General features: G+C 55.1%; 19 protein-coding genes and 1 tRNA gene. 8 read left to right on the top strand and 12 right to left on the bottom strand.

Annotation, left to right across the window (positions count from 1 at the left end; translation table 11 throughout):
• The 7 genes from ACR0IO_RS00170 to ACR0IO_RS00140 all read right to left on the bottom strand — a co-directional run bounded on the left by ACR0IO_RS00170 (position 1) and on the right by ACR0IO_RS00140 (position 7402).
• Positions 1-1242, bottom strand: coding sequence for a hypothetical protein (locus tag ACR0IO_RS00170; protein WP_480738423.1), 1242 nt, complete (start codon positions 1240-1242; stop codon positions 1-3).
• A complete protein-coding gene (locus ACR0IO_RS00165; protein ID WP_480738421.1) occupies positions 1239-2744 on the bottom strand; it encodes a VWA domain-containing protein in 1506 nt (501 codons plus the stop codon). The genes ACR0IO_RS00170 and ACR0IO_RS00165 overlap by 4 nt, the downstream gene beginning before the upstream one ends.
• Positions 2744-3724 (bottom strand): vWA domain-containing protein, encoded by a 981-nt coding sequence (locus ACR0IO_RS00160; protein WP_480738419.1) that lies wholly within the window; start codon positions 3722-3724, stop codon positions 2744-2746. Before ACR0IO_RS00160 ends, ACR0IO_RS00165 begins: the two co-directional genes overlap by 1 nt.
• Entirely contained in the window at positions 3724-4197 is a 474-nt protein-coding gene (locus tag ACR0IO_RS00155) for a DUF4381 domain-containing protein (RefSeq protein WP_480738417.1), read from the bottom strand. Before ACR0IO_RS00155 ends, ACR0IO_RS00160 begins: the two co-directional genes overlap by 1 nt.
• The gene (locus ACR0IO_RS00150) at positions 4194-5141 is read right to left on the bottom strand and encodes a DUF58 domain-containing protein (RefSeq protein WP_480738414.1); all 948 of its coding nucleotides are present in this window, start codon (positions 5139-5141) and stop codon (positions 4194-4196) included. The genes ACR0IO_RS00155 and ACR0IO_RS00150 overlap by 4 nt, the downstream gene beginning before the upstream one ends.
• A 20-nt stretch (positions 5142-5161) precedes the next feature.
• Positions 5162-6139: an AAA family ATPase gene (locus ACR0IO_RS00145; protein ID WP_480738412.1), complete on the bottom strand. Its 978-nt coding sequence runs from the start codon at positions 6137-6139 to the stop codon at positions 5162-5164.
• Between the two features lie 174 nt (positions 6140-6313).
• Complete coding sequence (locus tag ACR0IO_RS00140; RefSeq protein ID WP_480738410.1) at positions 6314-7402, bottom strand: AI-2E family transporter; 1089 nt, start codon at positions 7400-7402, stop codon at positions 6314-6316.
• Positions 7403-7584: 182 nt separating this feature from the next.
• On the opposite strand from ACR0IO_RS00140, the gene ACR0IO_RS00135 reads away from it, so the two are divergent.
• From ACR0IO_RS00135 to ACR0IO_RS00125, 3 genes are all read left to right on the top strand, one after another.
• On the top strand, positions 7585-8454 hold the full coding sequence (locus tag ACR0IO_RS00135) for a YihY/virulence factor BrkB family protein (protein WP_480738408.1): 870 nt from the start codon (positions 7585-7587) through the stop codon (positions 8452-8454).
• Positions 8451-10391, top strand: coding sequence for a multiheme c-type cytochrome (locus ACR0IO_RS00130; protein ID WP_480738406.1), 1941 nt, complete (start codon positions 8451-8453; stop codon positions 10389-10391). Before ACR0IO_RS00135 ends, ACR0IO_RS00130 begins: the two co-directional genes overlap by 4 nt.
• A gap of 97 nt (positions 10392-10488) precedes the next feature.
• Positions 10489-10692 carry a hypothetical protein gene (locus ACR0IO_RS00125; protein WP_155141891.1) on the top strand — a complete coding sequence of 68 codons (204 nt, stop codon included), beginning with the start codon at positions 10489-10491 and terminating at the stop codon, positions 10690-10692.
• Between the two features lies 1 nt (position 10693).
• On the opposite strand, the gene ACR0IO_RS00120 is transcribed toward ACR0IO_RS00125, so the two are convergent.
• The 3 genes from ACR0IO_RS00120 to ACR0IO_RS00110 form a co-directional block, all read right to left on the bottom strand.
• Positions 10694-11410: an RlmE family RNA methyltransferase gene (locus tag ACR0IO_RS00120; protein WP_155141889.1), complete on the bottom strand. Its 717-nt coding sequence runs from the start codon at positions 11408-11410 to the stop codon at positions 10694-10696.
• Between the two features lie 63 nt (positions 11411-11473).
• A complete protein-coding gene (locus ACR0IO_RS00115) occupies positions 11474-11800 on the bottom strand; it encodes a hypothetical protein (RefSeq protein WP_480738403.1) in 327 nt (108 codons plus the stop codon).
• On the bottom strand, positions 11801-12913 hold the full coding sequence (locus tag ACR0IO_RS00110) for a Ppx/GppA phosphatase family protein (RefSeq protein WP_480738400.1): 1113 nt from the start codon (positions 12911-12913) through the stop codon (positions 11801-11803).
• 242 nt (positions 12914-13155) lie between these two features.
• Here ACR0IO_RS00110 and ACR0IO_RS00105 point away from each other — a divergent pair, with 242 nt between their 5' ends.
• The 4 genes from ACR0IO_RS00105 (at position 13156) to ACR0IO_RS00090 (ending at position 15681) form a co-directional block, all read left to right on the top strand.
• On the top strand, positions 13156-13452 hold the full coding sequence (locus tag ACR0IO_RS00105; RefSeq protein WP_155141885.1) for a virulence factor: 297 nt from the start codon (positions 13156-13158) through the stop codon (positions 13450-13452).
• A 26-nt stretch (positions 13453-13478) separates the two neighbouring features.
• Positions 13479-14405, top strand: a complete 927-nt coding sequence (locus ACR0IO_RS00100) for a methylenetetrahydrofolate reductase (protein WP_480738397.1) — start codon at positions 13479-13481, stop codon at positions 14403-14405.
• Between the two features lie 9 nt (positions 14406-14414).
• On the top strand, positions 14415-15479 hold the full coding sequence (locus tag ACR0IO_RS00095) for a methyltetrahydrofolate cobalamin methyltransferase (protein WP_155141881.1): 1065 nt from the start codon (positions 14415-14417) through the stop codon (positions 15477-15479).
• A 128-nt stretch (positions 15480-15607) separates the two neighbouring features.
• A tRNA-Gly gene (locus tag ACR0IO_RS00090) sits at positions 15608-15681 on the top strand.
• Positions 15682-15687: 6 nt separating this feature from the next.
• Here ACR0IO_RS00090 and ACR0IO_RS00085 read toward each other — a convergent pair.
• Both ACR0IO_RS00085 and ACR0IO_RS00080 read right to left on the bottom strand, forming a co-directional pair.
• Positions 15688-16545, bottom strand: coding sequence for a class I SAM-dependent methyltransferase (locus ACR0IO_RS00085; protein ID WP_480738394.1), 858 nt, complete (start codon positions 16543-16545; stop codon positions 15688-15690).
• Between the two features lie 24 nt (positions 16546-16569).
• A complete protein-coding gene (locus tag ACR0IO_RS00080) occupies positions 16570-18612 on the bottom strand; it encodes an ASKHA domain-containing protein (RefSeq protein WP_480738392.1) in 2043 nt (680 codons plus the stop codon).
• Between the two features lie 217 nt (positions 18613-18829).
• Here ACR0IO_RS00080 and guaB point away from each other — a divergent pair, with 217 nt between their 5' ends.
• Positions 18830-20278: an IMP dehydrogenase gene (gene guaB, locus ACR0IO_RS00075; RefSeq protein WP_480738390.1), complete on the top strand. Its 1449-nt coding sequence runs from the start codon at positions 18830-18832 to the stop codon at positions 20276-20278.
• Positions 20279-20336: the final 58 nt, after the last annotated feature.

Genomic DNA, 20336 nt, shown 5'->3' with positions numbered 1-20336 from the left:
TCAGGGGTTAAGCGGAGGTAACATTGCCATAGTTCCTGGCCTTCGCGTCGTGATCGCCTTGAATGCGAGCAGAGCTTTTGTCCAATCCGCATGAGTTTTGTGATATTCAGGCGCATATCGGCTCGCCCCGATCTGCGTCAGTGTAGCCTCCAGACCAACCAAGTCTTTTGGTTTCTGGCCTCGCGTTTTACACATCTCAAGAGCTGTGTAAGATCCTGACAAATCGTGATTATTTAGCGATGCATGTAGCTGCTTCAATGCAAATTCATATGATGCAAGGTATCTTGTCCGGCGATCGTTTCTCCAAGCCTGATAGCGAGGCCGCGTCAGATGAACCGCCCCCCAAGACAGGACTGAAAATGCACCAAGCAAAAAGACCGCATATATAAGTGTTTCGGGTGTCGGTGGTTTCCACTTCGGCGCTGCAAGTGTCAGCTGCACAGCATCCAGCTCGGCGGTCTCTATCTCACCCGATTTCAGGTTATACCAGTTGATCGAGATCGCGGGCAGCTGAGTTTGTCCACCTTCACGCGCTACATAAACAGTTTCGTCCACACGCTGGCCTGACAGAATGCCCCGGTCCTCGGTTTCCGTGAAACGAGGTTCTTTCGGATATGGTTGGAGGAGTGGGTCCGACGCCTCAGGCAACAATGCGGGGATCATGATGGGTGACGTTCCGGTTATCTTTGCAGTCAAACGGCGCGTGATCGCACCACCTGCATTCATATCGGTCTCACCCTCGATTTCTTGCGCCAGTTCAAACCCATTCGCAATGATCAGAGGATCAAGACCTCGCGCTGCGTCCGGAACTGTCGCAGTCAGCGTCGTAGCAGGAAGAGGGACTGATACCTGCTTGGGTTCATTCGTTACAGGGTCTGCATATGTGACCAGCACTTCCTGAGGACCAAAGTCGAATACACCCGACGCCAAAGGGTACAGTCGATAACTGCGCTGGACGCCTGACCACGTTTCGCCATTCACAGATTCACTGATCGGACCAGAGGCACGTTCAGGCAGACGAACCAGCAGGTTTTCCTGCTCAAGTGAAGGAAAAATAGGTGGTGAAGGCATAAAGGTTGGGACCAGTACCTTGATCCTGACAATCGCGGCTTGCCCCACAGTGGTATCATCTTCGGGGGCTTCGATTGTGACCTGCGGTGCCATCGAGTTTTCAACTTGTGCTTCTTGAGCCCAAGACCAGTCAGGCAGCATGATGAAGATAAGAAGCAAGAGGTACCTCATTGGTTTCGCTCCTGATTTTCCAGAACAAACCGGCTGCGGAGGAAATCCTGCATATCGGTATCTATCGCGCTAATCCATTGATCTGCGGATAGTGGTGTCGCCTCACCGGTTTGGTCCTGAACGGTTGTATTCTCACCTCGGCCAGACTCGTTATCGAAAACCACGTCATCAGCCCCGATACCCGCTTCTTCACCCGTGTCAGATTGTTCTCGTGTCGATTCAACTTCTTCTAAGATGGCACGCGATACTTCCAGATTGTGCTGAGCTTCGGGCCAGTCAGGCCTACGTTCCAACGCCGTTTCAAAGGCGGTAATTGCCGGGCGGTATTCCCGATTGCGAATTCGGGCCATACCTTCGGCAAAAGCAGCCTCGGGTGTGTCCAGAGCGGTGAAGATTTCTGCCGCTTCCGGGTATTGGCCTGCCTTCAGCATTGCATATCCCTTGTGATACGGATCTTCGAACAACACGCCAGCCTCGGCGAAGTTCTTTTGGTTCATGGCAATCTGACCTTGCTGATCCGGCGTAAGGAACCAGTCCTTCCAACCTTCGGCCTGTGCTGGCCCTGCAGCGGGAAAGAGGAGGAACGCCAGAACTGCCCAGCGGATAACCCAACCCTGCCTGAACCACAGGAGACACAGCAACGCGGCAGGCCAAGCCAGCAACCAGCCTCGATCCTGCCAGTCCAGTCGATCATTATCGTCAAGCGCTTCGCTGTATGCAGATTGGATCTGGCGCTCCAAACGTGACACATCCTGATCGCTGCCCGTGAAAGGAACGATGGTGGCGCTTCTTAATCCATCCAGCTGTGGAATACTCTGACCCGCAGGCAACATAGTCAGGAAGAAGATGGGCGATGTTGTATCTTCAAATGCGGGCAGCTGCGATGGATTGATATCATCCAGTACAAAGAGGATTGCTCCGTTTGTTTCCGACCCATCCAGAATGCTCTCGGCCAGCTGCAATGCATCACCTGCCGCATCACCTTGTTCCGGCATGACTGCCGGCGTCAGACCTTCAAGCAAGGGGCGGAGAATATTAGCATCTTTGGTGAGCGGAGCCACGCGATGTGACGTGCCCGCATAAGCAACCAAGGCTGTTGGAGCACCTGCGCGCGCATTGATCAGGTCTGTAATCTTGAACTTCGCCCGATCAAGGCGTGAGGGGGCAAGGTCCGTCTCCTCCATACTGTCAGTGACCTTCAACGCGATCACAAGTGGCGCTGTATCCGAAATCAGTGGATTGGGTGCCCTTGACCACGTTGGCCCGGCAACCGCGAAAGTCACAAGCATCGCTGCGATCATCAGGATGTCTATGGGGTAGAACCGGCGTTTATCCTCGTCACCCAATTGCAAGGCTTTGGCGAGATGCGGCGCTATGCCCGAGGGGAGGTTTCCATCAACCTTCGGCTTTGGTCGGATTATCCACCAGAGTGCGGCGATTGGAATGAGAAGAGCCAGCCAAGCTACTCGGATAAAATGAAATTCCGACAGAGCATCAAGCATCAGGCCAGCCTCCGCCGTTGGTGAATGTGAAAACCTGCAGAGCTCAAGAGGATCAGTATGAGTGCGGCAGCAAGCGGGTAATGAGCTAGGCTTTCGCGGGGTCGGTAGCTTTGTGTCTCAACTACGCGGGGGTTTTGTTCATCGATGCTTTGATAGACATCGGTCAATGCCGTTTCGTCATCTGCAAAGAAGTATTCTCCACCAGTTCGGTCTGCAATGTCCCGGAGTGCGTCCAGGTCAACCCGATCTTCGCCAGACGCATTGGGATCGCCAACACCGATGGTGTAGATGACAACGCCTTTGTCGGCCGCAATGGCTGATGCATTGACGGGTGTCATTCGGCTGGAGGTATCGGCACCGTCGCTGAGAACGATCATCAAACGCTGTTCGACCTGGCTGGATTCAAAGGTGCGAATACCCAGTCCGATGGCGTCCCCCAAAGCCGTGTTTGGTCCAGCCATGCCCACCGCAGTCTGATCGAGGAAACCATTGAGACTCTGCAGGTCTTCAGTAAAAGGGGCCTGCACGAAAGCGCGCGTTCCGAAAATGATCAACGCCATTCGGTCTCCATCGCGCTCGGCAATGAAACTGCGCAAGACGTCCTTCACGGCTTCAAGCCTCTGCTTTGGTGCGCCGTCGGCAGTCTTGAAATCGCGCTGATCCATGGAACCTGATATATCCAACGCCAACACCACATCTCGCGCTGATTTCTCGGTTACAATGGGTTCACCCAGTCGCTCGGGCCGGGCCATGGCGAATACCAACAGTATCCAGACGATGATGACGATGAATGTTTGTAGACGTGCACGCGCTGGAATTACCGATCCCGAACTTGGTTCTGCACCAACCGCTTTTGCAACGTGCCGAAAAAAGGGAATGCGGATCGAACTGGCCTTTTCGCGATGGGGCGGCGCGAAAAAGTAGACCGGCAAGGGCAGCGGCAAAATCAGAAAGACCCAAGGCGCGGCAAAGGAGAACATCAGCGATCCTTTCCGACTTTGTGTGTCAGAATCCAGTTTCTGGCCAGTTCCGTGACACTTGGGTCCGAGATATTTGTGCGATAGGGAGCTTGAATAAGCGCGTGGCTAGTTTCGACTGGAATTGGTTTATTATCAGATGTTTGTTGTAAGAAATTCAGCCAATCCTTGCCACACAGCCCGGCAACTTCTGAACGCGGGAATGCCACCAGAGCGGTGCGTTTAAGGATCTCCGCCACTTTGGCACAATCATTGTCGCATTGCCGAAGCTCGGCCAGGGCCAGACGACGGTATGCGTTCGCCTTCCGATGTCGCCAGAACAGGTAAAGGCTGATCGCGATTAAAACTGTGACCAACATGGCAATGGCGAGCCAACCCCATGTTTGGGGCATCATTGAAATCGGAACTGGTTCCGGGGCGGGCTCTAGCATGTCCAGCAGTTCGACCAGAGATTTGCCTTCGGTATCCACGCTCATCGATGGCCACCGCGATGGCCGAATAACCGAAGTAACTGGTCAAGCGCAGGTTTTTCAGTGGTCATCGGGACGACCGGAAAACCATATCGACGAGACCAGATCTGTAGCTGCTCAAGTCGCCGGTCTAGGGCATCTTTGATGCGATCAGATAGATTAGGGCTCGTACTGTCGATCTCGATTTGCTTCTCGCCATCCGAAACTGCAAACTTGATTTTGGGCAGCATGCCATGAGAACTTGGGTCGGATATATTGAATAAAATCAGATCATTGGAACGTGAAAGTCGTCGCAGAATGGTCTCTGAATCTTCATCTAACCCATCAAAGTCTGAAAAGACGCAGACCAGTGCGTTGGTATGAGCTATCTGCGCTGCCTGTTTCAGGATCTGGTTTATGGCAACGGTGGGTTCTGGTCTCAATTCCGCGTGAAGGCTGCAGTTCAAGGCGCCGACGGATGACAAAAACCGGGTAAGAGCTGCAGCGCGACGCTGAGGGCGATGTTCGGCGACATCAGTATCACCGAACACAATCCCACCAACCCTGTCGCCTTGTGCAAGAACGCGATGGGCAGCAATAGCTGCTGCTTCGGCGGCAATGACCGATTTCATGTAGACCTTAGTGCCAAAAAACATCGAAATGCGCTGATCAACCAGCAATAGTGCAGGACGGTCACGCTCTTCGGTATAGACCCGGACATGTGGTTCACCAGTACGCGCCGTAACTTTCCAGTCGATGCTCCGGATGTCATCGCCCGGCAGGTAATCGCGCAGTTCTTCGAAATTCAGTCCTCGTCCACGCAGACGCGATGCGTGGCGGCCGTTCAGGATTGATCGGGCGGGCTGCCGCGGCAACAGGCTGAGCGCACGGGACTGCCTACCGAGGCCAAGCAGGTGTTTCGCGTCGGTGTGTATGCGTGGGTCGCTGGGATATGCGGCGGTCTTTGACACGCGGCTTTCCTTTGTTGCGATCAGGGCAGGGCGACGAGTTTTAGGATTTCAGTTACCACGTCGTCTGCTGTTTTTGCATTTCCTTCTGCCTCAAAGCTCAGCGTGATGCGGTGACGAAACACATCATGAGCGATGGCCCGAACGTCAGCCGGATCAACATAGTCACGACCATTCATCCAGGCATGTGCGCGTCCGCATTTGTCTAGTGCGAGCGAGGCACGTGGGCTTGCGCCGATTTCTACCCAACTGGACAGTTCTTCACTTAGCGCCCGGGGTGTGCGGGTCGCTTGCACCAAGTCCGCCATATATCTGTCCATGGCGTCTGAAACGTGTATCTGCCCGATTTCAGATCGTGCTGTGAATATCGCATCCTGTGGGATGGGTTCTGGTCTTTCCTTGGCTGTGTTTTCACCTGATGCAATCTCTTCCGCTCTCACCAAACGGATCACTTCAACTTCGTCTTCGACAGGCGGGTAGGTGATCTGGACATGCATCAGAAACCTGTCCATCTGAGCTTCGGGCAAAGGATAGGTGCCTTCCTGCTCGATCGGGTTCTGCGTCGCCATCACTATGAACAACGGCTCCATCTTATGAGTTGTACCCGAGATCGTTACCTGCCGTTCTTCCATTGCCTCCAATAGTGCAGCTTGGACCTTCGCTGGTGCTCGGTTTATTTCGTCGGCCAGAACGATGTTGGCAAAGATTGGTCCAGGTTCAAAGCGGAACTCACCCCCCTTTGCGGTTTGCTGATACACCTCAGTTCCTGTCACGTCAGAAGGTAACAGATCAGGCGTGAACTGGATGCGGCTAAAGTCCGCATCAAGGTTGCGCGCCATTGCCTTGACGGCCCTTGTTTTTGCAAGTCCGGGCAGGCCTTCGATTAGCAGATTGCCATTGGCCAACAGGCCTATAAGCAAGCGATCAATGACCTGGGTCTGCCCGATAATGGCTTGTCCCATACGTTTTTTCAGGTCGCTTATCTGGTCTATTGCCGCCATCTATTCGGTCCAATCGAGGTCAATGGTTCAAATTTTCCGGTTTGGCCTCGGTATGAGTGCAACCGGGTTTTTCCAGTAATGATGGAAGGTTAGCAGCGTTGTTGTATTTGATCCACCATCAAAACACGATCTTGGAATGCTTGAACGTTGCTGGTTGCTAAGCCATTTATCGATTTAGGTTGTTTTTGTGCTGCGACTGTCGTCTTCGCCCAGTCGGCCATCAAGAGACATTAGGATGGCAACTGGCCGCAGCGCCGGAATGTGGCTGAAAATGATCAGGATACAGACTGTGAGCGGGACGCTAAGAAATGCTCCGATTAGCCCCCAGACCGTAGTCCAGAATGTCAGCGCCAGAATGACAAGAAAAGTCGACATGTTCAGTGAACGACCCAGCATTGCAGGATCCAGAAAGTTCCCGATCAGGAACTGGATCGTACCGCATCCGAATACGATGATCAGAAAGGGGCCAACGCTGTCGAACTGAACCAAAGCGATCATGGCAGGAAAGACAACCGCGATAATGGAGCCGATCGAGGGGATAAAGTTCAGGGCAAAAGTTAAGACGGCCCAGGTCTCGGCATATTCCAGACCGAGAGCCCGAAACACAGAATAGCTGATCCCGGCAGTGATCAGGCTGATGAATGTTTTGACGCCGACATAACGCTGCAGACTGTATGAGATCGCATCCAACACCGTAGCCAGCTCAGCACCTGTAAGTGGGTTTCCAGCTGCCAGTTGGATTTTTTTTCGAAATGCTAGGCGTTCGGCCATTAGAAAGGCGACGTAAAGGCTGATCAGAAAGAACTGGTTCAAAAGCGAGGTTGCGCTGCCCAGCAAGATCCGCGCGACGTAGGACATGTCGATACTGACCAGATTGTCCCGAATGAAACTGGTCACGTCGTTTCCGACCAAACCTGTTATGCGGTTAACGGCACCATCGAACTGATTTTCATAGGTTCCGATTGAACGGGCGAACTGTGTTGCCTGGCTTCCCAGCACGTACATAATCATGAACAAGCCGGCCAAAACCACTGTGACAGCGGCAATATTTGCCAACCATACAGGCGCATGGGTCAGGGAAATTACCCTGTCGCTTAGGGCGATAATCAGGACGTTGACCAGCAAAGCCATTGTTAACGGGATCAGAAAGCTGGCCCCGGCGTACAGACCCAGAACCACCAACGTGGCAACAATCGAGACATCCCTGACGACTGTCAGTTTCAGACGAGGCCGGGATTTGTTTTCTTGTGCATCAGAGGTCATGAAGTGGCCCTAGGCATCGGAGCTGCGCACGAAAAACGTGGTAAGCTCGGTTCTTGTTGCGCCTCAATCCTGCACTGGCAGGTTGGTTTATGCAATCTGCTCAGGTGGTTATGAGCGAAAATTAGACCGTTGCCGCGCTTTGCCGGGTTATACCATCAGGCGAGTCAGGCTAGGGTCCGTTTATGACCCGCGCTACGATTCCCAAATTAAGCCGCTTTGTTAAAGCGCTATGGCTGGCAATTCGCCGCTTTAATGACAAGAACGGATTTGTCATGAGCAGTCATGTCGCAATGTCGCTGATGATGGCATTGTTTCCCTTTGTGTTGTTTACGGTGGCATTGGCAGGCGCTTTGTCACAAGGGTACGTCACCGAAGAACTGATTGAACTAATCTTCGGCGCCTGGCCGGAAGATGTTGCGGAGCCGATCGTTTCCGAGCTGCGTGCCGTTCTCGATGGAGCAGGGTCAGGGGTTATAACTCTAGGTGGTCTGCTTGCGATCTACTTCTCGTCAAACGGAGTGGCAGCTGTGCGCTTCGCCATGAACCAAGCCTATCACGACAAGGATAGTTGGCCGTTCTGGAAAACCCGTTTGCTGTGTTTTGTCTTAGTCATCTTGGGCGGGGCAGCGATTTTGGCGATCGCCGCGATCGAAGTTGTCTTACCGGTTTACACACGTTTGGTGTCGGAAAAGACAACCGTCGATGTGTCAGAGTGGTTTTCCGTTGATCGGTTGCGTTGGACCTTTACCGTGGCTGTTCCGGCAGGAACCGTGTTGCTGGCGCATTTGATCCTTCCTACACGACGGCACAGCCTTTTGCAGATTTTACCCGGTGTAGTCTTAACGCTCGCCCTATGGACTGCTGGGGGATGGGGTTTTTCAATCTATATCGCTCAATTCGCAACCTACAGTGCAACCTACGCCGGACTTGCAGGCGCCATGGCAGCTTTGATTTTTCTCTATCTTTGCTCAGCCATGCTCATTTTGGGGGCCGAATACAATGGCGCCCTGATGGACCTGCAAAAAGGTGGCAATGATGGTGCCATTGAATGAGGTCTTTTTTGAACAAGGTCGCATGTCCCCGTTTGGGTGATATCTTCGGCCCGGCAGTATTCTTAATCGCCGCGTACACATTTCCGGTCGCAGCGCAGGAATATGTCGGCTCGGACACCTGCATCGAATGTCATGATGAACAGGTCCAATCCTGGTCAGGGTCACACCATGCGAAGGCGTGGACCGAAACATCAGAGGATTCTGTTCGTGCCAACTTTAACGGAACTTCATTCACCCATGATGGGATGACGGTCACATTCACAAGGCCTGAGGGTGCGTATGTGGCCAACGTCACCGAAAAAGACGGCAATACAACAAATTACACTGTGCATTCAGTGGTCGGGATTGAGCCGCTACAGCAATACTTGTTTGAAACCGAGCCGGGACGCCTTCAGAGCTTTGACGTGGTTTGGGATACTGAAGACCAGAGGTGGTTGCATCTCTATCCCGATCAGGATCTTCCTCCTGACGATGGGCTGCACTGGACTGGTCCCTATAAGAACTGGAACGCCCGCTGTGCGGAATGCCATGCGACTGGTTTTGAAAAGAACTATGATCCTGTTGAACGCCAATATGCATCACGCCAGTCCGAGATTGGGGTGGGGTGCGAGGCCTGTCATGGCCCGGCGTCTCAGCATCTGAACTGGGTTACAGGAAAAGCACCGGCAGATGGGTTGGATGAGTTCGGCTTCACGATGAGTTGGGGCAAGGGCAATGTCGAAGCTGAGATACAGCAATGTGCCGGCTGTCACTCACGGCGAGAAGCGTTGCAGGATGGTAATCCACTGCCAGGAACGCCTTACCATGATGCCTACAATTTAGCTCTGATGAGACCGGGTTTGTATCATCCTGACGGACAGATACTGGACGAAGTCTATGTCTACGGCTCATTCCTGCAGTCCAAGATGTATGATCGCGGCGTCAGTTGCATGAATTGTCACAATCCCCACAGTGGTGAGCTGATTGCCGAAGGGAACGGGATTTGCACCCAATGTCATTCTTTGGCCGGAAACTCGGAGTTTCCAACCTTGAAAAAGGCCGAATATGACAGCGTTGAGCATCACCATCACCCGGTTGGTAGCGATGGGGCTCAGTGTAAGAGCTGTCATATGATTGAGCGGGTCTACATGGGCGTCGATGGTCGGCGGGATCATAGCTTCCGTGTGCCGCGACCAGATTTGGGGCTTGGCGTTGATGCCTGCACGGATTGTCATGAGGACCGGGATCAGGATTGGGCTGCATTGCAAATCGAAGAGTGGTTTCCTGACTCGACGCATCGCAGTGCGCACTACGGAACAAGCTTTAGTGCTGCATTGAACGGTCAGCCTGACAGCACGTCAGACTTGCTTGAGATCGCCCTGAATAAGTCGCAGGCAGGTATCGTTCGTGCCACAGCCCTTTATTTGTTGCAGCCTTTTGCCAATCCTACGATTGCTGATGAAACCGCGCTACTTTTGTCTGATGCCGATCCTCTGGTCCGGGCCAACGCAGCCGCGTTGCAGCGAACCGCGACACTTCCCAACAGGATCATCCGGCTTGAGCCGCTACTCTCTGATCCGCTGCGGAATGTCCGCATCTCAGCCGCCAAGGAGTTCCTGACCATTCCGGGACAAGCTTTGACGGAAGATCAGCGTGCGCTTGCGGGGCAGGGAATGGCGGAGTGGCAGCAGACCATGTCAAACCGCCTAGATTTCCCCGAAACGCATCTGGTTCTGGGTGGAATGGCGCTGAACTTGCGCAATGCCCCTGCTGCAGAGCGTGCTTTTCGCGAGGTGGTGACGCTTGATCCGCAACGGGCAGAAGCTTGGCCTATGCTGGTTCAGTTGGCGCAGATCAATCGTGGCCCGCAAGAGGCGCGGCGTGTGCTGCAGGAAGGATTGAGTATCCTGCCGGACGATCCGGCGTTACTGCAGCTGGAGCTACAGCTTAGCCCCTGAAACGGCACCGAACTGGCCGGATTGCGCCACTTTACCGACCAACTTCAGGATTATGGATCAGATCACGGGGAGAACCCCGTGATGCCAGAGGTGATCCATGTCAGATATATCGGATACGAAGGTAAAGCAGCCCTTACACGCGAAACCGGTTGGAAAACCACCGCTTGACCGGCGGATTGCAGAGCTTCGAGACCGTGCTCCGGTCTACATCAGCCATGGTGATGCTTTGTTGCTGATCGGAAATGCATCTGCGTCGCTGCGCGAGCAACGCCTGACGGATCAGCAGATAGAGCTGGACTGATTTAGCCTCGAAAACCTGTTGCCACCACGAATTTCTCGGAACTGTCCGAGCGGGAGGCTGGGGGTTTTACGTTGGCTACCTTGTCAAATTTCTGTTTGAGCAGCTTTTGCAGATCGCCTTCGGCACCACCAGCCAGAACCTTGGCAACAAAGGTTCCGCCTTCTTCAAGAACATCAAATGCAAAATAGGCAGCTGTTTCGCACAGTGCGATAATGCGCAAATGGTCGGTTTGTTTGTGACCTGATGAGGCTGCGGCCATATCCGACATCACAACATCAGCTTTACCGCCAAGCCAGTCTTTAACCTTTACGTCGGCATCATCTTCCATGAAATCCAACTGATGCACTTCGGCACCGGCGACGGGTTCAACCTCTTGCAGATCGACGCCCAGAACCGTTCCGATCCGCTTGCCGCTCTTTTCACCCAGCGCATTGACTCGCTTAACGGCCACTTGCAGCCAACCACCAGGGGCGCAGCCCAGATCAACGACCCGCGCGCCGGGAACAAGGAAACGAAACTTTTCGTCCAATTCCAGTATCTTGAATGCTGCGCGTCCGCGATAGCCTTCGACCTGTGCCCGCTTTACATATGGGTCATTCAGCTGCCTCTCGAGCCAGCGAGTCGAGCTGAGCTTACGCCCGCGCGCCGTCTTGACCTTTACTTTCAGGTCGCGCTGCCCACGGCCTGAGGTGTTTTTTCCGCTCGGCGTCTTTGCCATGCGATTGATCTCCTGAAAGTTGACCGGTCCATACCTCCTTATTGGAGGCGTAACAAGGAGGGTTTAATCCCTTATTATCAGGTCTGGCCACGGAGAAGAAACGCCGAACGCCAACCAGCCTGCACCATTCAGGATCTGCGATACACAAGTGGACCGGTCCTGAGACGTGGATTCGAAGCTGAGCAACAACTCAAGTGCGTCCGAAGCCTGTGAAGTCGGAACAGCGATATGAATACCACCAATAGCCAATGCCCAGTGCGGGACCATATTGACCAGGTTAAATCCCGGGCAAAAAACATCATAGCCTGCGGCTTCGAGGAAGCAGATCGTGGTGGCAGCTGTGCTGGTTCGATAGGCGATTGCTACTATTGTGTAGTCAGCTCTCGGCAATCAGAACGGTCCATCTTCCAGCACACCATCTGCGCTCATCTGTGCATAGAGCAGACCTTCGCGCAGGCCCCGGTCCGCTACAGAGAGACGGTCGGTGGGCCAACAGCGCAACAAGGCCTGTAGAATGGCAGAGCCAGACATGATCAGGGCCTGCCTGTCGTCGCCGATACGCGGATCACGACGCCGACCCTGCGGGCCGAGTTCCAGATACCCTCGTATGACTTTGTCGATCTGATCACTGGTCATGCGCAGACCGTCCACTTTGGTGCGGTCGTAGCGTTTGAGGCCGAGATGTGAGGCTGCAACCGTGGTTACGGTGCCGCTGGTTCCGACAATCTGAAACCCTTCGCGGGCCTGTTCGTCCTTGTAAGGCGCAAAATCCGCGAGGTTTTCCTCAAAGAACCAGCTCATCAGGGCAAAACGCGCTGAGTCGTCTTCGACGTCATTGAACTGATCGCGCAGTGTTGCCACGCCCAAGGGGACGCTGATCCAATCGACAACCTTTGCCGCAGGGAAAGGGCTGTCTGCAGTATGAAACCCGTTATGCAGGCGCATGATCGCCGCTGGACGATCCCGGCGGGGTACCGAAGAGATATCGATCCAGACCAATTCGGTTGAACCACCACCGATATCGACTACCAGAAGCTGCTCGGTTTTGGTGGAAACCAGCGGCGCGCAGGAAATCACCGCCAGACGGGCTTCTTCTTCGGGTTGGATAATCTCTAAGGTCAGACCAGTTTCGCGTTTGACCTGCCGAATGAAATCACGCGAGTTCTTGGCACGGCGGCAGGCTTCGGTTGCGACCAGTCGCATGCGTCTGACTTTATTCCGCTTGAGCTTTTGCTGGCAGATTCGAAGCGCCTGAATGGTGCGCGACATCGATGACCGTGACAATCGTCCGGTCCTTTCCAAGCCAGCGCCCAATTGCACGGACTTGGAAAAACTGTCTACCACATGAAACCCGCTGCCCTTGGGCTGGGCTATCAACATGCGGCAGCTATTTGTCCCCAGATCCAGTGCCGCATATAATGCATCCGGATCGGGTCTTGCCGGCGCGGGGCTTTCGACCGCCTTCGGGAACGCGCCCGCACCTTTGGGACGCTTGGGCGCCATCTTCAACGCCCTCCGATTTTCGAGTTACCCTGACCATAGGTCGCGCATTTCGATCACGCAAGACGCTCATTAAAGTCATGAGGATTTTGATGTGCGCTTTTGTAAAGCAGTCAGGTAAAAGCTCGGTATCCCGTCGTGGGCTAAAAACGTCGCTGTGAATATGTCGGGTGTCGAAATTCGACCGACTGAAGCCCACATAGAAGTTTAGAACCGGCTCATCTGGCTAGGAGGAATCAAACAGGATGCCTGACGTCACAATCGTATATTGGCGCGACATTCCCGCTCAGGTCATCGTCGGCAAAGGCCGGCGCGGGGCCAAGCGGCAATTGGAGGAACGGTTCGAGCAAGCGATCGACCGGGCTGCCATGAAGGTGAATGCCAAGGACAGTGATGCCTACCTGGCCGAATGGCGCAAGGCCGAGCCCTTTGTGGTCGATGGCGACCCGGCAGAGATTGCCGAGGCAGAAGCGGTGCGTTTGGAAACGGAGTATGATCAGGAACGTGTCAAAACCCTGATCGCCAACGACGGTTGGGCATGAGCCCAAGATCTATATGGGAGGCCGCAATGGCTTTGCTGAACTTCAAGAAACGTGATGCCGTTGAAAACGGCCCTGTGAATCCGACCGTCGAAGCCTTTTTGCAGGGCTACTCGATTGAGGTGATGCCACGCACCGCCGAAAAGGTCGAAGACTTCCGCGCGCTGCTGCCTGAAGGAACTCGCGTCTACATCGCCCATATCGAAGGCACGCCCATCGAGGACATGGTTAAGACTGCCAAGCGGATCGCGGACGAAGGTTATCCGGTCATGCCGCACTTCCCGGCGCGGATCATCAAGGACGCTGCGACCCTGGAAAACTGGATTTCCATGTATCAGGGCGAAGCGGGCGTAGATCAGGCGCTGCTGCTGGCTGGTGGTGTTGCCAAGCCGCATGGTGACTTCGACAGCTCGATGCAGTTGCTGGAAAGTGGCCTGTTCGACAAAGCAGGATTCAAGCGCCTGCACGTTGCGGGTCACCCCGAGGGCAACAAAGACATTGACCCAGATGGCTCGACCAAGAACGTGGACGAAGCGCTGCGCTGGAAGCAGAAATTCAACGAGACCACCGATGCGGAGATGGCTCTGGCGACTCAGTTCGCCTTTGACGCCAAACCGATCATCGAATGGGCTGATAGTCTGAAAGAGGCTGGTATCGATATTCCGGTGCATATCGGCATCGCGGGTCCGGCCAAGCTGCAGACCCTGATCAAGTTCGCCATTGCTTGCGGTGTTGGTCCGTCGCTGAAGGTTCTGCAGAAGCGCGCGATGGATGTCTCCAAGCTGTTGCTGCCGTATGAGCCGACCGACGTGATTACCGAACTGGCCAACCACAAAGCGGCCAACCCGGACTTTAACATCACCAATGTACACTTCTTCCCGCTTGGCGGCATCAAGACCAACGCCAACTGGGCAATCAACAACGGCGGCGCCTCGGCAAAGCCTGTAAACTCCTAAGGAACGGACATGACCCGTACAGTCGTAGAATCAAAAACAAAAACCGCCGTTCTGGGCTTTGATGAGCCGTTTTGCGTAATCGGTGAGCGGATCAACCCCACCGGCCGTAAAAAGCTGGCTGCAGAGCTGGAAGCGGGCGATTTCTCGACCGTTGAGAAAGACGCGTTGGCCCAAGTAGCCGCAGGCGCGACCGTTCTGGATATCAACGCAGGGGTTGTTTACAACTCGAACCCCAACCCGAACGAGACCGAGCCACCGCTGATGACCAAGATCGTCGAGCTGGTTCAGGGTCTTGTCGATGTGCCGCTGTGCATCGACTCGTCGGTTCCGGGTGCGCTGGAGGCCGGTCTGGCCGCTGCAGAGGGCCGTCCGCTGCTGAACTCGGTCACCGGTGAAGAAGAACGCCTTGAGATGGTTCTGCCACTGGTCAAGAAATACAACGTACCGGTTGTGGCGATCTCGAACGACGACACCGGCATCTCGGAAGACCCGGATGTGCGCTTTGCAGTTGCGAAAACTATCGTTGAGCGTGCCGCTGATTACGGTATTCCGGCCCATGACATCGTGGTTGACCCGCTGGTCATGCCAATCGGCGCAATGGCAACTGCTGGCCAGCAGGTGTTCGCGCTGGTCCGTCGTCTGCGGGAAGAGCTGGGTGTAAACACCACTTGTGGTGCCTCCAACATCTCGTTCGGTCTGCCGAACCGTCATGGCATCAACAACGCCTTCCTGCCGATGGCAATGGGCGCTGGCATGACGTCTGCGATCATGAACCCGGTCGCATTGCCGACCACTCAGAAGAAGATCGCTGAGAAGAAAGAGGCCGTTGCTGCAGCGGGTATCATCCTGCCCGAAGGCATGGACGACGAAACATTCGTTCAGATGTTTGGCCTGGGTTCGACCAAGCCGCGTGCGGGTAAGGAAATGGAGGCCATTCGCGCCGCCAACCTGCTGACCAACAACGACCCGCATGGCGGTGAGTGGATCCGGTTCAACAAAGCGCCTGAAGCGGCTGGTGCCGAAGGTGAGGGTGCACGTGGACGCCGTGGTGGCGGACGTCGTCGTCGCGCCTGATAATTTTGAACTAAATCACACAAAAGGCCGGATCAATGATCCGGCCTTTTTCTTGTTTCCATGGGTGGGTCACAAAGTTTGAAAGCTCTTGCTCACGTTCTGAGAGTGATGATATTCAGTCCGGCGCAGCGGGTATGATGTAATGGTAGCCTGTCAGCTTCCCAAGCTGAACGCGCGGGTTCGATTCCCGCTACCCGCTCCAACTTGATCAGGTTGATCTGCGCGCCTGAAACAAGTTGATCACAGCAGGTATTTTCAGATCTTGCCCATTTTCAAAGGAACTGAACGCGTCTGCAACGCCTTCCTGAATGGCATGCACATCTGCTGACGTTCCATCAAAGTGCGAGATAACCCGCGCTGCGGGACCAACGCGTGTACAAAGAATGGCCGAATCCCGAACTGAGCCAATGCCCCGCAATCCAAGTGGCACGGCTTGTGCCTGAACGTCAGTAAGTCCAGCTTCGGTCATCATTCCCGTCACGTGATCGATATCGTGAAACGCCAAAGGGCCGGGGGCAAAACGGTCAACTTTAGGCGGGTGTCCGAGGCGAGAGGTTGCCGCGATATGTGGAATCTTAAACCACGGATTGTCTGCCAAGGGTCCCCAAGCCGCGAATGTCATCTGGCCACCGGGCTTCAGCGCGCGGGCCATATTTGAAAAGGCGGCTACGGAGTCTTCAAAGAACATCACACCAAAGCGTGAAATTGCGGCATCCCGATCGTCTTCAGCAAAATCGTGCGTTTGCGCATCAGCATACTGGAAAGTGATATTGTTCAATTCCTGATCTGACGCACGAGTTCGGGCGCGATCAAGAAATGGCTCGGATATATCTGCGGCCAGCACATGTCCGCTTTCGCCGACCTGCTTTGCTGCAGCAATAGAGCTTACACCGGTACCGCAGCCGATATCGAGTATACGCATGCCCGTTTGCAGACCGGCACGATCAAGCACCAGCTCAAGTACGGGGGACATCAGGTGATCAAGCTGATCTTCGTAGGTCAGCCATTTTGCGCCTGATGCCGACTTGCCCCAGTACTCGGCTTGTTCTTCGTTCACTGTCTGCATACGGGCCTCCTATGGTTGGCCCGACTATGACCTTCTGCGACGGCGACGGCCAGAATTTTCCTGATCTCCGCCCGTGTTAAAGCTCGGATTTGGCAGGGTAACCACCTGTGCCAGTTCCGGGAACGGATCGGTTTTGTGCGGGATGGCGTTGGCGGCCACGAAATGATCCTGGAACTTAGGCTCGATTGCGGTTTCAACTTTGGTGATTTCCCGAACGACACGCTCGATTTCAGCGCGAGCTGAGATGTTGCAGAGCGCGATCCGCGCACCCGTTCCCGCCGCATTCCCTGCGCTGGAAACCTTGTCCAATGGGGCGTCTGGGATCATTCCCAACACCATCGCATGTTTGGTCGAGATATGCGCGCCAAAGGCTCCCGCCAGTACCACGCGGTCCACCTTGTCCACTTCCATCTCATCCATCAGAAGCCGTGCACCGGCATAAAGCGCTGATTTCGCGAGCTGAATTGCACGAATGTCACCTTGTGTGACGGTAATGCGCGGACCACCTTCGGCGCTTGCGTCGTGGATCAGGTAAGAATGGGTGCGCCCTTCGGGAACTGAGCGGGACGTACCGGTTTGCTCGGCCGATCCGATCAGTCCGCTTTCGTCCAACAGGCCCGCGATACGCATTTCGGCGACGGCCTCGATGATGCCCGAGCCACAAATGCCAGTGATTCCAGTTGTCGCGACATCCTGATCGAATCCTTCTTCGTCCGACCATCTTTCCGAGCCAATAATCCGGAACCGCGGCTCTTTAGTTACCGGATCGATTTCGATCCGCTCAATCGACCCGGGGGCGGCGCGTTGACCCGAACTGATCTGGGCACCTTCGAACGCAGGGCCTGTGGGTGAAGAGCAGGCCAGAACACGGCTGGTGTTGCCAAGCAGAATTTCAGCGTTTGTGCCCACATCTACGATCAAGACAAGATCTTCGGATTTGCCGGGTTCCTCGGACAACGCAACCGCGGCACAGTCAGCTCCTACATGACCCGCGATACAGGGCAGGATGTAGACCTGCGCGCGCGGGTTCATGTTGGTCAGGTCCATCTCGCGCGCGGGCAGGGACATGCTTTCCGAAGTTGCCAGAGCAAACGGCGCCTGACCCAATTCTACCGGGTCCAGACCCAGCAGGAGGTGGTGCATGACCGGGTTACAGACGAAAACCGTTTCGACGATCAGTTCCGCATCAATCCCCGCCTCGTCAGCGATCGAAGACGTCAGGTCGTTGATGGCCTCGCGGACGGCCTTCGTCATCTCCTGGTCGCCGCCGGGGTTCATCATCGAGTACGAAACGCGGCTCATGAGGTCCTCGCCAAAGCGGATCTGCGGGTTCATCAGACCGGAGGATGCCTTAACTTCTCCGGTTTCCAGATCAGTCAGGTGAGCAGCGATGGTGGTCGAGCCGAGGTCGATGGCCAGACCGTAGAGCCCATGTTCATGCAGGCCGGGCCAGATTTCGACGACCTTGGCCACTTCGTCTTTGTGGCCCTTATGGACTGCGACGGTGACTTCCCATTTGCCTTTACGCAGAACGGGCTGCAGCTTTGACATCAGCGAAAGGTCAGCGGTTACGGCCTCGATCTTCCACTGCTCGCGTAGGGCACGCTCCAGACGCTCCAGATCGCCAGTGGGAGAGTGCATGTCGGGCTCTTCCACCACGACAAAATACAGACGGGTTGCCGGGTCCATGGTGATCGCGCGCGCTGCGGCTGCCTTGCGGACGACCTGACGATGCACCTGGCTTTCAGGCGGAACGTCGATGACGACATCACCCTGAACTGTCGCCTGACAGCCAAGCCGACGCCCGGGTTTCAGGCCACGCTTGTCATCATATCGCTGCTCGACAGCGTTCCACTCACTCAGGGCATCTTCGGCGACGGTGACGCCGTGTTTGGGGAATTCACCAAAGCTGGGCGTGATCTGGCATTTCGAGCAAATGCCGCGCCCGCCACAAACCGAATCCAGATCAACGCCCAATTGACGGGCCGCAGTCAGAATCGGTGTGCCGACGGGAAAGTGCCCGCGTTTGCCCGAGGGAGTAAAGACGACAAGGGGGTCGGTGGTCATGATCGGCCTGCCTTTTGTATTCGCGCGTATGCCGCGCAAGATATGGGTTTGTGCGCAAAGGGAAAGGGCATTCAGCGGCACGTTTTAGGCAGCTTGCGTCGTTTTCCGGCATGGCATCGGCGCGCAGCCCGAAACAACTTGGGTTCAGGGGCTTTTCCTTCGGCTGAATCCATGTAATAGGGTCACCGCCAAACGGGCTTTTGCATGGGGTAATCAGATGCAGATTCGTGAGGCACTCACCTTTGACGACGTTCTATTGGTTCCGGCGGCTTCGTCGGTGCTGCCGGCGACGGCGGATACCGCCACGCGCGTGACGCGTGAAATCACCATGAATATCCCTTTGCTCAGCTCGGCAATGGATACGGTGACCGAGGCGAGAATGGCGATTGCCATGGCGCAGGCTGGCGGTATCGGGGTCATCCACAAGAACCTGTCCGCTGAAGAGCAATCGCGCGAAGTACGGCGTGTCAAACGCTTTGAATCCGGCATCGTTTACAACCCCGTCACACTGCGGGCGGATCAGACGTTGGCTGACGCCAAGGCGTTGGTTCAGCGCTACAATTTCACGGGTTTCCCAGTCGTTGAAGACGATGGTCGGGTTCTGGGCATCGTCACGAACCGGGACATGCGGTTCGCGACATCTGATGACACTCCGATCAAAGCCATGATGACGACTGATAATCTGGCGATGCTGCGTGAACCTGCGGATCTTGAAGAAGCCAAGAGCCTGATGAAGGCCCGCCGTATTGAAAAGCTGCTGGTGGTCGACGCCGAAGGCAAGTTGACCGGTCTTCTGACCTTGAAAGACACCGAACAGGCTGTTCTGAACCCAACCGCTTGCAAAGACCGTTTGGGTCGTCTGCGGGTCGCAGCTGCAACTTCGGTAGGTGATGCCGGATTTGAACGTTCGGAACTGCTGGTAGACTCGGGCGCTGACATCATTGTCGTCGATACGGCTCATGGACATTCGCAGGGTGTCCTGGATGCGGTGAAACGAGTGAAAACGCTTTCGAACGAAGTGCAGATCATTGCTGGCAACGTTGCAACCGGAGATGCTGCGAAAGCGCTTATTGATGCAGGTGCGGATGCGATCAAAGTGGGTATTGGTCCTGGCTCGATCTGCACAACCCGAATGGTTGCCGGTGTCGGTGTGCCTCAGTTAACCGCGATTATGGATTGTGCGGCAGCCGCGGGTGATGTGCCGGTCATCGCTGATGGCGGCATAAAGTTCTCGGGCGATTTCGCCAAGGCCATCGCTGCGGGCGCGTCCTGTGCCATGGTGGGTTCGATGATTGCTGGAACGGATGAAAGCCCGGGCGAGGTGATCCTTTATCAAGGCCGTTCGTTCAAATCCTATCGCGGTATGGGCAGCCTTGGGGCAATGGCCCGAGGATCTGCGGACCGTTATTTCCAAAAGGATGCGGCCAACGACAAACTGGTTCCTGAAGGTATCGAGGGGCAGGTGCCTTACAAAGGTTCAGCCAGTGCAGTTATTCATCAGCTCGTCGGTGGATTGCGTGCTGCAATGGGATACACTGGATGCGCGACAGTGGATGAAATGCGCCGCAACTGTAACTTTGTCAAAATCACTGGTGCTGGCTTGAAAGAAAGCCACGTGCATGACGTTCAGATCACGCGTGAAAGCCCGAACTACCGGGTAATGTGAACCATATGAAAGTAAATGCGGCGCTCCTACCGGGGCGCCGTTTTGCGTTATGAATGTC

Source organism: Ruegeria sp. CE12, assembly GCF_056537525.1.
This window is presented reverse-complemented; position numbering and strand designations above follow the sequence as displayed.

Excerpts from the sequence above, each read along its gene's own strand:
- ACR0IO_RS00145 (WP_480738412.1), bottom strand. The coding sequence starts at position 6,139 with ATGGCGGCAATAGACCAGATAAGCGACCTGAAAAAACGTATGGGACAA.
- ACR0IO_RS00105 (WP_155141885.1), top strand. The coding sequence starts at position 13,156 with ATGCCTGACGTCACAATCGTATATTGGCGCGACATTCCCGCTCAGGTC.
- ACR0IO_RS00160 (WP_480738419.1), bottom strand. The coding sequence starts at position 3,724 with ATGTTCTCCTTTGCCGCGCCTTGGGTCTTTCTGATTTTGCCGCTGCCC.
- ACR0IO_RS00100 (WP_480738397.1), top strand. The coding sequence starts at position 13,479 with ATGGCTTTGCTGAACTTCAAGAAACGTGATGCCGTTGAAAACGGCCCT.
- ACR0IO_RS00085 (WP_480738394.1), bottom strand. The coding sequence starts at position 16,545 with ATGCAGACAGTGAACGAAGAACAAGCCGAGTACTGGGGCAAGTCGGCA.
- ACR0IO_RS00135 (WP_480738408.1), top strand. The coding sequence starts at position 7,585 with ATGACCCGCGCTACGATTCCCAAATTAAGCCGCTTTGTTAAAGCGCTA.
- ACR0IO_RS00130 (WP_480738406.1), top strand. The coding sequence starts at position 8,451 with ATGAGGTCTTTTTTGAACAAGGTCGCATGTCCCCGTTTGGGTGATATC.
- guaB (WP_480738390.1), top strand. The coding sequence starts at position 18,830 with ATGCAGATTCGTGAGGCACTCACCTTTGACGACGTTCTATTGGTTCCG.
- ACR0IO_RS00165 (WP_480738421.1), bottom strand. The coding sequence starts at position 2,744 with ATGCTTGATGCTCTGTCGGAATTTCATTTTATCCGAGTAGCTTGGCTG.
- ACR0IO_RS00125 (WP_155141891.1), top strand. The coding sequence starts at position 10,489 with ATGTCAGATATATCGGATACGAAGGTAAAGCAGCCCTTACACGCGAAA.
- ACR0IO_RS00170 (WP_480738423.1), bottom strand. The coding sequence starts at position 1,242 with ATGAGGTACCTCTTGCTTCTTATCTTCATCATGCTGCCTGACTGGTCT.
- ACR0IO_RS00155 (WP_480738417.1), bottom strand. The coding sequence starts at position 4,197 with ATGAGCGTGGATACCGAAGGCAAATCTCTGGTCGAACTGCTGGACATG.
- ACR0IO_RS00140 (WP_480738410.1), bottom strand. The coding sequence starts at position 7,402 with ATGACCTCTGATGCACAAGAAAACAAATCCCGGCCTCGTCTGAAACTG.
- ACR0IO_RS00120 (WP_155141889.1), bottom strand. The coding sequence starts at position 11,410 with ATGGCAAAGACGCCGAGCGGAAAAAACACCTCAGGCCGTGGGCAGCGC.
- ACR0IO_RS00080 (WP_480738392.1), bottom strand. The coding sequence starts at position 18,612 with ATGACCACCGACCCCCTTGTCGTCTTTACTCCCTCGGGCAAACGCGGG.
- ACR0IO_RS00110 (WP_480738400.1), bottom strand. The coding sequence starts at position 12,913 with ATGGCGCCCAAGCGTCCCAAAGGTGCGGGCGCGTTCCCGAAGGCGGTC.
- ACR0IO_RS00095 (WP_155141881.1), top strand. The coding sequence starts at position 14,415 with ATGACCCGTACAGTCGTAGAATCAAAAACAAAAACCGCCGTTCTGGGC.